10 protein-coding genes are annotated in these 11962 nt (G+C 73.4%); 4 read left to right on the top strand and 6 right to left on the bottom strand.

The genetic code is table 11. From position 1 onward, the window contains the following. Positions 1 to 3: 3 nt before the first annotated feature. The 4 genes from ABD327_RS17125 to ABD327_RS17140 form a co-directional block, all read right to left on the bottom strand. Positions 4 to 852, bottom strand: coding sequence for a hypothetical protein (locus ABD327_RS17125; protein ID WP_344451401.1), 849 nt, complete (start codon positions 850 to 852; stop codon positions 4 to 6). Then, positions 849 to 1610: a MerR family transcriptional regulator gene (locus tag ABD327_RS17130; RefSeq protein ID WP_344451402.1), complete on the bottom strand. Its 762-nt coding sequence runs from the start codon at positions 1608 to 1610 to the stop codon at positions 849 to 851. The genes ABD327_RS17125 and ABD327_RS17130 overlap by 4 nt, the downstream gene beginning before the upstream one ends. Before the next feature lie 224 nt (positions 1611 to 1834). After that, positions 1835 to 2662, bottom strand: coding sequence for a thioesterase family protein (locus tag ABD327_RS17135; RefSeq protein WP_344451403.1), 828 nt, complete (start codon positions 2660 to 2662; stop codon positions 1835 to 1837). A gap of 243 nt (positions 2663 to 2905) precedes the next feature. Continuing rightward, positions 2906 to 3994, bottom strand: coding sequence for an AI-2E family transporter (locus ABD327_RS17140; RefSeq protein ID WP_344451404.1), 1089 nt, complete (start codon positions 3992 to 3994; stop codon positions 2906 to 2908). 189 nt (positions 3995 to 4183) lie between these two features. On the opposite strand from ABD327_RS17140, the gene ABD327_RS17145 reads away from it, so the two are divergent. After that, entirely contained in the window at positions 4184 to 6547 is a 2364-nt protein-coding gene (locus ABD327_RS17145) for a PASTA domain-containing protein (RefSeq protein ID WP_344451405.1), read from the top strand. Between the two features lie 25 nt (positions 6548 to 6572). Here ABD327_RS17145 and ABD327_RS17150 read toward each other — a convergent pair whose 3' ends face one another. Both ABD327_RS17150 and ABD327_RS17155 read right to left on the bottom strand, forming a co-directional pair. Further along, positions 6573 to 7211, bottom strand: a complete 639-nt coding sequence (locus ABD327_RS17150) for a response regulator (RefSeq protein ID WP_344451406.1) — start codon at positions 7209 to 7211, stop codon at positions 6573 to 6575. Beyond that, the gene (locus ABD327_RS17155) at positions 7199 to 8437 is read right to left on the bottom strand and encodes a sensor histidine kinase (RefSeq protein WP_344451407.1); all 1239 of its coding nucleotides are present in this window, start codon (positions 8435 to 8437) and stop codon (positions 7199 to 7201) included. Before ABD327_RS17155 ends, ABD327_RS17150 begins: the two co-directional genes overlap by 13 nt. A gap of 172 nt (positions 8438 to 8609) precedes the next feature. On the opposite strand from ABD327_RS17155, the gene ABD327_RS17160 reads away from it, so the two are divergent. From ABD327_RS17160 to ABD327_RS17170, 3 genes are read left to right on the top strand one after another with little or no spacing between them, the layout of a single operon-like run. Next, entirely contained in the window at positions 8610 to 9338 is a 729-nt protein-coding gene (locus ABD327_RS17160; protein WP_425547132.1) for an ABC transporter ATP-binding protein, read from the top strand. Beyond that, a complete protein-coding gene (locus ABD327_RS17165; RefSeq protein ID WP_344451408.1) occupies positions 9335 to 11764 on the top strand; it encodes an ABC transporter permease in 2430 nt (809 codons plus the stop codon). Before ABD327_RS17160 ends, ABD327_RS17165 begins: the two co-directional genes overlap by 4 nt. A gap of 11 nt (positions 11765 to 11775) precedes the next feature. Continuing rightward, positions 11776 to 11943 carry a hypothetical protein gene (locus ABD327_RS17170; RefSeq protein ID WP_344451409.1) on the top strand — a complete coding sequence of 56 codons (168 nt, stop codon included), beginning with the start codon at positions 11776 to 11778 and terminating at the stop codon, positions 11941 to 11943. The last annotated feature ends 19 nt before the right edge of the window (positions 11944 to 11962 follow it).

Genomic DNA, 11962 nt, shown 5'->3' on the forward strand with positions numbered 1-11962 from the left:
CGTTCAGATCGGGCTGGACTCCCTGTCCTGGATGGACCGGAGGGCCCGGACGGCGGCGGCCGGGTCGTCGGCGAGGAAGCGGAGGGTGGCCGCCCGGCCCCGGCGGCCCAGGGGGCGGGTGACGGTGACGGGTGCGGACAGTTCGACGATCACGTTGGTCTGGGAGCCGACGGCCAGCGCCATCAGGCCGTCCTCCAGCGTCACCAGGCGTTTCTCGTCGTAGTTGCGGGCCGTGCGGACGGACGAGATCAGCTCGCGCGGGACGCTCAGGTCGAAGAAGACGCCGTAGCGCAGGCGGAGCTCGCCGGAGGAGACGAGGTGGGGCCGGGTGACGCAGGCCGCGATCACCGCGAGCACGATGAGCACCGAGTAGAGGTCGACCACGAAGACCAGCGCGCGCAGGGGCGGAGGCCAGTCCAGGGCCTGCAGCAGGAACTCGACGCCGACCAGTTCCACGAGCATCGCGAACAGGAACATCAGCATGGTCGTCGTCTGCTCCGCCGAGTACCCGACCGGGACGGCCCCCGAAGGCACGTCGCGGCGGCGGGCCGCCCACAGGGCGAGGCTCCTCATCCCCTTCAGGTCGAAGCCCACGAGCCGTCGGACCTGGACGGGCACCAGCCCTTCGTAGACGGCACGCGCCGCCGTACGCCGTCCCGCTCCTGCGCGGCGCGCGGCCCGGTAGAGCGGGACGGCGGCCGCGAACTCGACGGCGAGCGCGAGGAGCACCAAAACCTCGACCACCGCGATCAGCTGCGGCGGAAGGGAGACTCCTGAGACGAGCAGGACCACCACCAGCACCTCGGCGGGGACGACCGCGTAGAGCACGGTACGGGCGAGCCGGAGCGTCACTTCTTCTCCTTCAGCAGGGCCGCGACGAGCAGCCGGAACACCTCGGCCTGCGCGGGGGTCACTTCGACGGACAGTTCTTCCAGCCACTGCCAGGACCGCTCCTCGGACGGGTCCGCGTTCGCGGTCATCGCCGCCGCCATCTCCTCCGGCAGGTGCCCGGCCAGGTCGGCCGCCAGCGCGGCGACCCGGGGATCGTCCGGGCCGGCCTCGCCCAGTTCGTCGAGCCGCCGGTACAGCTCATGCCCGCGGGCCAGCGCCTCGGGAGTGGTGAGCGGTTTCAGCATCTCCGCCCACTCCGCCCGCTGCCGCGCGTCGGCGGCCGTGTCGACCAGCGCCAGCATCTCCCGGTCCAGCCGGGCGAACTCCGACCCCTCGGCCGGAAGGTCCCGCAGGACCGCCGCCAGTTCGGCCGACACCGCCGAGTCGGGATGCACCTCCGCCTCCGCCAGCAGCAGGGCCAGCCGCTCCCGCCGCGCCGCGATGACCTCCTGCTGGCGCGCGAGGTCGGCGTCGAGCTCCAGCAGCACCTCGCGCAGCTCCCGCCCGCGGTCCCCGGCCGTCACCGCGCCGATCTCGTCCAGGGACAGCCCCAGCTCGGCCAGCCTCCTGATCCGCGCCAGCAGCACCGCGTCCCGCAGCCGGTACTCCCGGTACCCGTTGTGCAGCCGCTCGGGCTCGGGCAGCAGCCCCAGCCGGTGGTAATGCCGCACCGTCCGGGTCGACACCCCGACCAGCGCGGCGAGTTCGCCGATCCGCATGCCCCCATGAGAAACGTTGACGCTACGTCAATGTCAAATCCCCCGGCCGCGTCGCACGCCGCACTCCGGGACGGATGATGGCCCGCCCCGGGCGGGGTCGGGCCATCGAGAATCTCCCGGGAAGGTCAGGTCCGGGGGCTCGGACGAGTTGGCGGGGCCGGGCTACGAGACGGGCGGTGGCCCGTCCCGGGCCGGGGGCAGACCGCCGAAGACCTCCGGGCGGATCAGGTCCGGGGAGCTCGGACGAGTTGACGGGACTGGGCCACGAGGCGGCCGGACTCGTCCCAGGCTTCGGCGTCCTCCTCCAGGTAGCCGCCCGCCAGGACGCGGGTGGTGTGCTGGACGCGGATCCAGCCGGGGACGGGGCGGGCCCGCAGATGGGCGGTGAGCTCGATGGTGGGGGCGTAGCCGTCCAGGCCGAAGTCGAGGGTGACGGGGGGCAGCGCGTCCAGGGCGACCAGGAGCATGAGCGGGTCGGGGTCGCGGCCGTCGGCCATGCGGACCCAGCCGCCCATCCTGCCCTGCCGGGAGGGCTCGCCGGCGTGCCAGCCGAGGGTCGACGGGTCCACGCGGAAGTCGAGGCGGTCGAAGAGGTCCGTGCGGTCGAGGTGGCGGGGCATCGGGGGGCAGTCGTCGGGCGGCGGCATGGGGGCGGGAGGCGGGCTGCACACGAACGCGCCGCCGGCCGCGTCCTGGTCGTGGAAGGCGGCGGTGGCGCGGAGGCGCTCCACGCGGCCGTCGTCCTCCTGCTGGCTGAGGCGGACCGCGGCGTGGGAGAGGGAGCGGCCTCGGCGGATCACCTCGGTGGTCACGGTGGCCGGCCCCGGGCGTCCTCCCGAGAGGAAGAAGGCGCTGATCGTCAGGGGGTCGGGGTGGTCGGGGAGCCTGTGGCGCAGGGCGTTGGCGCACAGCGCCATCAGGTAGCCGCCGTGCAGGGCCCCGCCTATGAACCAGCCGTCGTCGAGGTCGGCGTCGTAGACGCCCGGTGTGCAGGAGCGTTCGGCCAGCCGCAGCGCCCGATCGAATTCGGAGTCGACGTGGGTCTCCGTCATGCTCAACGCGGCCCCCGGTCCCATGAGTTCTTACAAAAGTCCACGATCACCCGGAATACCCAGAAAAGGCGGCTCTTATCCCGGCGGACCGGACAGACCACCGGGTTCCAGCGAAGAGGCGGCGGAGCTTCGGCGGCTCGCGGTCGCGCAGGACGCGGTTCCAGGCGGTCGCCTAGCCGTCCCGGCCGTCGAGGAAACGACTGCGGACGCCCTGGTGGGCACCGGCGGCAGAGAAGAACGCCGTCAGTTCTTCGCGGGAGCGTCCCCGGTGTCTCCGAGGGTCTTCGGAGGGGCTCCGCCCGGCTCCGGGGGCGGGCTGCGGTGCTGGAGGAGCGCCACGGCGGCCGAGACCAGGGGCGCGGCCAGGAAGGCTCCGGCGATGCCCGCGAGGGTGCTGCCCAGGGCGATGGCGACGAGGATGACGGGCGCGGGCAGGTCCAGGGCGCGGCCGTAGATCTGCGGGGCCAGGATGTGGCCTTCGAGCTGCTGGATGGCGATGGTGACGGCGACGACGATCAGCGCGACGAGCCAGCCCTTGGCCACGAACGCGACGATCGCGGCCAGGAGCCCGGCCAGGAACGCGCCCACGATCGGCAGGAAGGCGCCGATCCAGGTCAGGAAGGCCAGCGGGATCGCCAGCGGGACGTCGAGGATCCACAGGGCGAGGCCGATGAAGAAGCCGTCGACGAATCCGACGACCGCCACGCCGCGCACGTACCTGCCGAAGACGTGGAAGATGACGGACCCGCCCGAGTGGATCGGCTCGCGGGCCGAGGCGGGGGCCAGGTCCGTGAGCCAGCCGAAGAGGTGCGCCCCGCCGTGGGTGAAGTAGATGGCCAGCACGAGCGCGAGCACCGCCCCGATGACGATCTCGCCGGTGGTGCGGACGCCGGTGAGCGCCTCCCCCGCGAGCCGTCCCGACTCGTCCGACACCCACTGCCTGGCCTGCTCGGTGAGGTCGGCGACGCGGCTCTCGCCCAGCCCCACCTTGGTCGCGAGCTCCTGGAGGGTGACGCCGAACTGGTCGACGCTGGCGCCCAGGTCCGAGATGCCCGCCTGGGTGACGGGGACGAGCAGCAGCACCAGGAGCGCGATGCCCGCGACCATCCCGAGCCAGACGACGGTCGTGGCCAGCGCCCCGTTCATCCCCCGCCGGATCAGCGCGTTCGCCGGCGGGACCGTGACGGACGCGATGAAGACGCCCAGCAGGACGGGGATCGCCACGGTCCGCACCTGCCAGAACGCCCAGATCGCGACGGTGGCCAGCACCAGTACGAGCAGCCGGTGCCCGGCCTTCATCGTCTTGCGCCGCAGTGCTCCCTCGAGATCCACGAGACTCAGCCTCCCCGGCGCGCGACCGCCCTAACCGGGCCCGCCTCATGCGCCGTGCCGAGAGCCGTCCGTTATCTGCCCACGGTTAGATCTGGTCTCGGAAATACCGTCCGGCGCCGTCGGGGGCTCGTGGTTCGGCCACGACCGCGGTGACCGGCTCATTCTGGTGCGACCGAGACTGGAACACGGATGGATCTGGCGGTGGGTTGGCGGGTTCCGGGCTACCGGAACCTGCGGGAGCTGGGGTCGGGGGCCTCCGGACGCGTCGTGATGGCGGTGGACGAGGACGGCGACACCCTGGTGGCGGTGAAGTACCTGGCGGACGAGCTGGTACGGAGCGAGCGGTTCCGGGAGGAGTTCCGGAGCGACGCGTCGCACCTGGCCGGGATGCGGTCCGAGCACGTCGTCCGGGTGCGGGAGTACGTCGAGGCCGATGACGGGGCCGCGGTCGTGATGGACCTGGTCGACGGGGTGTCGCTGAGGGAACTGCTCGCCGCGCGCGGCCCGCTGGAGCCCGAGGCGGCGCTGGCCGTGTTCAAGGGCTCGCTGCTCGGGCTGTCCGCCGCGCACGGGGCCGGGGTGGTGCACCGGGACCACCGGCCCGAGAAGGTGCTGGTCACCGCCGACGGCGTGGCCGTCCTGACCGGCTTCGGGATCGCGGCGCGCTCCGGCTCCCCGGTCGAGGCCGGCGGCACGCCCGCGTACATGCCGCCCGAACGGTGGCAGCACGGGCTGGTCCTGTCCGCGGGGGACGTGTACGCGGCCGCGGCCGTGTTCTTCGAGTGCCTGACCGGGCGTACTCCGTACCGGGCGGCCTCGGTTTCCACGCTGACGGAACAGCACCTTCAGGCCCCCATCCCGGTCGAAGAAGTTCCCGAAGAGGTGCGCGGGCTGCTCCAGCGGGGTCTCGCGAAGGACCCCGTGGAGCGCACGGAGAACGGGACGGAGTTCGCGGCGGAGCTTCAGGCCGTCGCGGAGGCCGCGTACGGGGAGGACTGGGAGCGGCGAGGACAGCGGTCCCTCGCGGTGGCGGTCGCGGAACTCGCCGTACTCGAGCTGTCGGAGGCGGAGAATTCTCTTCCGGAGGAAGCGGAGGCTTCTCTTCCGGAAGGCGAAGAAGCACCGGGAGACGCACCGACGGGCGAGGACGAGCCTGCTCCGGCCGTCGAGGACACCGCGCCGACCGTCATCGCCGCCACCGTGAACCGGCGAGGGAAAGCCCGGCCGCTTTCGGGGAAGAACAAGAAGATCCTCCTGGCCTGCTCGGTCATCGGGTTGATCGCCTGCCTGATCCTCCTGCTGTCCGACGGGGACCCGGACGGCGAAAAGCCGTCCACCGTGAGGCCGGGGTCGTCGCCCCTCCTCGCGGCGGAGGCGGCGACGGTCACCGTCCCCGACGTCGTCGGCGCCGCGCAGACGGACGCCGAGAACGGGATGCGGGCTGCGGGACTCGTTCCCTACGTCATGTTCAGGCAGTCCCTGACGCAGAAGCCCGGGACGGTGATCGAGACCGATCCCCCGGCGGGGGCGACCGTCGGCCGCGACGCCCTGGTGGGGCTGATCCTCGCGCAGAGGACACCGGTCAACGCGGTGGCCATTCCCGATGTCCGGGGAAGCTCCTACTCCAGAGCCGAGGCCGCCATCCGCGGCGTCGGCCTGACTCCCCGGCGAGTGGACCAGGAGGTCCCCGACGGACAGGCGACAGCTGCGGGTGAAGTGCTCTCCACCGATCCGGGCGCCGGTACGGAGGTCGAAAAGGGCTCGCAGGTGACGGTCCGCGTGGCGAAGGCCGCGGCGAACACCGCGGTTCCCGTCCCGAACGTGGCCCGTATGCCGCAGGACCAGGCCGCGCGGACCATCCGTGACGCGGGTCTGAATCCGGTGGCCGTGACACGCCAGACCACCGACGTCCCCCGGGGGCAGGTCATCTCGACCGACCCGAAGGCCGGTGCGAGTGTCCCGGCGGGCGCCTCGGTGACCTTGTACGTCGCGCAGGCGCCACGGGAGCAGAACGTCCTCGTCCCGGGCGTCGCGGGTTCCTCCTACGAGGCCGCCGCGCAGGCTCTGCGCGATGCCGGGCTCGTCCCCGAACGCGTCGACAGGGAGAACACGGGCGTCGCGGAAGGCACGGCCCTCGGAACGGACCCGCCCCCCAGGACCACCGTCAAGGCCGGCTCCAAGGTGGTCGTCTACGTCGCCCAGGCTCCGCCCCTCTCCCTCTCCGCAACGGCTTCCGTCACCCCGGCCACCTCGTCCGGCTTCGTCCGCTGCGACAGGGGCTACACCTTCGCGTTCTCCGGATCGGTCTCGGCCTCCCGGGGCCCGGTGACCGTGACGTACCGCTGGGTCCGCGGCGACGGGAGGACCGGCCCGGTCGGCACCCTGCGGTTCGCCGGAACCGGCCCGCAGACCCTTCCCGTGGCTCGGAGCGTCTGGAGGGTCGGCGGCCGCGACTTCACGGGCTGGGCGAAGCTCGAGGTCCTCACCCCGAACGCCGCCATGTCCGACCCGGCGGTCTTCGTATACGACTGCCGCCGCCGGGGAGGCCGCTGAGCGGCGTCCGGCACCTCCCCGGCCGTCAGGAGTTGAGATAGGCCAGGACGGCGAGGACGCGGCGGTGGCCGCTGTCGGTGGGCGGGAGGCCGAGCTTGGCGAACACGGCGCCGATGTGCTTGCTGACCGAACGTTCGGTGATGACCAGCGTGGTGGAGATGGTGGTGTTGTCCAGGCCCTGGGCCATCAGGCCGAGCACTTCGCGTTCGCGCGGGGTGAGCTCCCGGAGGGGGTCGCGGCGGGAGGTCATCAGCTGGGAGACGACCTCCGGGTCCAGGGCGGTGCCGCCCCCCGCGACGCGGCCGAGGGCGTCCAGGAACTCGTCGACCCGGCTCACCCTGTCCTTGAGCAGGTAGCCGACGCCCTCGGCGCCCCCGGCGAGCAGCTCGGCGGCGTAGGTCTCCTCGACGTACTGCGACAGGACCAGCACGGGCAGGCCCGGCAGCGCCTTGCGCGCCTGGATCGCGGCGCGCAGCCCCTCGTCGCGGAACCCCGGCGGCAGCCGGACGTCCAGGACGGCGGCGTCGGGTCGGTGCTCCAGCAGGGCCGGAAGCACCTCGGGGCCGGTGCCCGCGACGGCGACGACCTCGTGGCCCTCGGAGTTCAGGAGCAGGACGAGCCCCTCGCGCAGGAGGACGTTGTCCTCGGCGATCACGATCCGCAAGGCAGTTCCACTTCGAGCGTCGTCCCTTCCCCGTCCGGGCTGTCCAGGCGGGTGGTCCCGTCGAACGCCGCCACCCGGCGGCGGATGCCCGCCAGGCCGCTGCCGCCGCCTTCGTCGGCCCCTCCCTTGCCATCATCCCGCACGATGATCCGCAGCCGGTCCGTCTCGCGTCGGACGGTGACGGACGCGCGGGCGGCGCCGCTGTGCTTGGCGATGTTGGTGAGGGCCTCGGCGACGACGAAGTAGGCGGCGGCCTCGACCGCCGCGGGCACCCGCCCCTCGTCGAACGAGGCCTCGACGGGGATGGGCTGCCCGGCGGCGAGGGCGCGCAGGGCCCCGGCCAGGCCCCGGTCGGACAGGATCGGCGGGTAGATGCCGCGGATCACGGTCCGCAGCTGGGTGAGGGCCTCCTCGATGCCGTCCCTGGCGTCCAGGAAGAGGGCGCGGGCGGCGTCCGGGTCGGTGGCGAAGCGGCGGTCGGCCAGCCCGAGGCGCAGCGCGACGGCGACGAGCTGCGCCTGGGTGCCGTCGTGCAGGTCCCGTTCGATGCGGCGGAGCTCCGCGCCGTGCGCCTCCAGCGCTTCGGCGCGGGTCTCGGCGAGCCGCTCGACCCGTTCGGCGAGGCTGGTCCGGCTGCTGGGCCGCAGCAGCGCCTCGGCGAGCCGGGCCTGCCAGCGCGCGAGCCGCGGCACCAACCACACCAGGATGAGGACGTAGAAGACCCCTTGGACGAACGGCATCGTCAACGCCTTCGGCCAGCTGTCCAGGGTGATGAACGCGGCCTGGGAGCCTTCGGGCGCCGCCCACCACCACAGCGGCAGCGACAGGGTGAACGGGATCCCCGCCCACACCCCCACCGCGAGAAAGGCCGCGGCCAGGCCGGTGAGCCCGTGCACCGCCATCCAGGCGGCGTCCCGCCAGAAGGTCGGGTTCCGCACGATCGTGATGCCCTGCTCCAGCTCGGACGCCCGCGACGGCCGGTACGGCTCGGGGATCTCGCGGCCCAGGATCCGCCCGGCCCGTCGCCGTTCGGCGTTCGCGAGCCTCCGCATCGGCTTCACGGCCTCCGGCAGCCACGGCAGGGCGACGAACATCAGCACCAGGACCGCCGCCAGCGGCGCGAGGCCGAGCATCGCGGGCAGAGCCGTGCGCAGACCCGAGACCAGATCGCCCGTGGCGTCCGCGCTGCGTCCCAGCGTCTTCTTCAGCGTCGTCTCGTGGTTCATGCTCACCTCGCCGTCCACCGTAAGGGGGTGTCGGCGCTCCCGCAGCCCGGTCCGCACCCAGATGGACGGTGTAGCCCGCTACACCATCGATTCGGGAGCGCGCGCCCATGTGCCCAGAGCCTCCGAAACCTAGATTCGACCAGGTGAGAGGCAACGTCGATGGAGGAGGATCATGACCATGACGGCCGAGGCGACCGCACAGGCGGTCAGCCTGGACGCGGTCACCAGGACCTACGGTTCCGTCCGGGCGCTGGACGGTGTCACGTGGACGTTCCCGCGCGGCGGGTTCACCGCCGTCATGGGGCCGTCCGGGTCGGGCAAGAGCACCTTCCTGCACTGCGCGTCCGGTCTCGACCGGCCCACGGCGGGCACCGTCCGGATCGGCGGCGTGGACATCGGCCGGCTCAGCGAGACCAAGCGGACGCGGTTGCGCCGGGAACGGGTCGGCTACGTCTTCCAGGATTTCAACCTGATCCCGTCCATGGACGTCGAGCAGAACATCACGCTCCCGATCCGGCTCGGCGGCGCGGCGGCCGAACCCGCCTGGCTGGCGGAGGTGGTGCGCCGCGTCGGGCTGTCCGACCGGCTGCGGCACCGCCCGTCCGAGCTGTCTGGCGGCCAGCAGCAGCGCGCCGCCCTGGCCCGCGCCCTGGTGACCCGGCCCGAGGTCGTCTTCGCGGACGAGCCGACGGGCGCGCTGGACCCCCGCACGGCCCGCGACGTCCTGCGGCTGCTGCGCGAGACGGTCGACGCGACCGGCCAGACGCTCGTCCTGGTGACCCACGACCCGATGGCCGCCGCCTGGGCCGACTCCGTCCTCTTCCTCGACGAAGGACGGATCGTCGACGAACTGGCCGGTCCCTCCGCCGCCGCCGTGGCCGCCCGGTGGGAGGCGCTGTGAAGAAGGGTGCTTTCACCGGCGTGTTCGTGGCGCTGGCGTTCGCCTCGATGCTCGTCGGGGCGTGCGGGGTGCTGCTGGAGTCGGCGTGGCGGGCGCACGCCCCGGTCGAGCGGTTCGGAGCGGCCGCCGCCGTCGTGACGGGGCCCCAGAGCGTCGAGACACGGGTGGAGCAGCTCGGCGACGGGCCGGCGAAGCAGACCCGGCCGCTGACCGAGCGCGCCCGCGTCCCCCTCTCGACGGCCGACCGGCTGCGCGCCGTCCCCGGCGTCGAGGACGTGATCGCCGACGTGTCGTTCCCCGTCCTCGCGGACTCGGGACGGTCGATGACCGGCCACGGCTGGGCCTCGGCGGTCCTCCGCCCCTATGAGCTGAGCGCCGGACGGCCTCCGCGGGAGGCGGACGAGGTCGTCCTGAGCCGGTCGGCGGGCGTCGCACCGGGCGGGGTCGTCCGGTTGCAGGTCAACGGGACGCCGCAGCCGTACCGGGTCGCCGGGCTGGTCTCGGCCGGTCCCGACGCGGCGTTCTTCACCCCCGAGACGGCGGCGGCGCTGTACGGCCGCCCCGGTCAGGCCGACGTCCTCGCGGTGCTCGCCGACGGCGGGGTGGACGCGGACGCCCTGCGCCAGGCCGCGCCCGGCCTCACCGTGGCCACCGGCCCGGCGCGCGGCGACGCCGAGGACCTGTCCGTGGCCTCCGCCCGGCGGGACGTCCTGGAGCTGGGCGCGTCGCTCGGCGGGGGCGCCCTCATGACGGCGCTGCTGGTCGTGGGCGGGCTGATCGTCCTGTCGGTCCGGGAGCGCGCACGCGAGTTCGCGCTGCTCCGGGCGGTCGGGGCGACGCCCTGGCAGGTGCGTCTGCAGCTGATGCGCGAGACGCGGAACGCCGGAGTGCCCGCCGCCCTCCTCGGCGGTCTCGGATCGCTCGCGCTCGGCGCCTGGATGCACACGGCGATGGTCGACAGGGGCGTCCTTCCGGCGGGCTTCGGGCTGTCGATCAGTCCCCTGCCCGCGCTGGCCGCGTTCGCCGTCACGCTGCTCGTCGCGATCCTCACCGCGCTGGTGGCGTCCCTGCGCCTGTCGCGGATCCGTCCCGTCGAGGCGCTGGGCGAGAGCGCGGTCGAATCCGCCGTCCTGCCCCGCTGGCGCGTCGCCTCCGGAGCGGTGTTCCTCGCCCTGGGCCTGAGCACGCTCGGCGCATCCGTCACGACCTCCGGAGCCACCGCCGTCGCCTCCGTCGGCGGCCTGGTCCTCTCCCTGATCATCGCGACCGCCCTGCTCGGTCCGGCGGCGGCGCTGCTCGGCAACCGGGTGCTGGGCCGCGCGGTCCGGCTGGTGTCACCGGTCGCCGGGAGGATGGCCCAGCACGCGAGCTCCTCGGCCGCCCTGCGTGCCGGGTCGGTCATCACCCCGGTCGCGCTGGCCATCGCCTTCGCCGGGACGCAGCTGTTCGCGCAGTCCACGATCGCCCACGCGACGACCGTGCAGGCGGCGGACGGGAACCGTGCGGACCAGATCCTGGTGTCGTCCGGGCCGGGGCTCCCGCGGGAAGCCGCGGAGGCCGTCCGGCGCGTGCCCGGCGTCACGGCCGTCACACCGGTCAAGCGCACCACCGTGGTCATGACCGTCCGGGAAATGGGCGAGGGGGCCCTCAGGTCCCTGAACGCCCAGGGTGTCGGCGCGGACGCCGCGGCGACCATGGACCCGAAGCCGTCCGCCGGTCGGCTCGACGACCTGCGCGGCGACACGGTCGCCCTCAGCCGGGACGCCGCCGATGGCTTCCGCATCGGCTCGGCGGTCCCGCTCTGGCTCGGCGACGGGACCCGCGTCGAACTCCGCCTGGTCGCGGTGTACGAGCGGGGCCTCGGCTTCGGCGACGTGCTCTTGCCGCACGATCTCGTCGCCGCGCACTCCGCCACGAACCTGGACGACCACGTCCTCGTCCGCGGGGACGCCGACCTCCGGCCGGTCGCCGCCGCCTACTCCGGCGTCCGGGTGCTGGACCGCGCCGCGTTCGGCGCCGACCTCTCGCGGGAGCTCCGGCTCCAGGGGTTCGTCAGCCTGCTGGTCGTCGCGATGATCGCCGGTTTCATCGTCATCGGCCTGGTCACGACGCTCGCCCTGGCGACGGCGGCCCGGCGGCGCGAGTTCGCCCTGCTCCGCCTGGTCGGCGCGACGCGGCGGCAGGTCCTGCGGATGCTGCGCCTGGAGGCCGTCATCGTCCTGGGCACCGGCGCCGTCATCGGCTCCCTCATCGCCGCCGTGACGCTCACGGCCCTCGCCACCGCGGTCACCGGGCTCCCGCTCCCCCAGGCGGACCCCGCGAGCGCCGCCCTTCTCCTCCTCGGCGTGGCCGGTTCCGGCGCCGCCGCCATCGTCATCCCGGCGCGGACCATGCTGCGCCGCCACACCTCCCCGCAAATCCCCTGAAAGGCGAAATCATGAGCAACTCCCTCCGCTGGGTCCTCCTCGGCCTGACCCTGGCCGTCAACGTCATCGCGAGCTTCATGTTCGGCGACACCTGGTACGGCATCGTCGTCAACATCATCAGCGGCTTGATCGTCATCGGCCTCGTCGTGGACTACCTGGTCCGAGGCCGCACACGCTGAACTCCGCCTGAACGACAAG

The sequence above is a fragment of the Actinocorallia aurantiaca genome (genome assembly GCF_039533685.1).
Classification (GTDB): Bacteria; Actinomycetota; Actinomycetes; order Streptosporangiales; family Streptosporangiaceae; genus Actinocorallia; species Actinocorallia aurantiaca.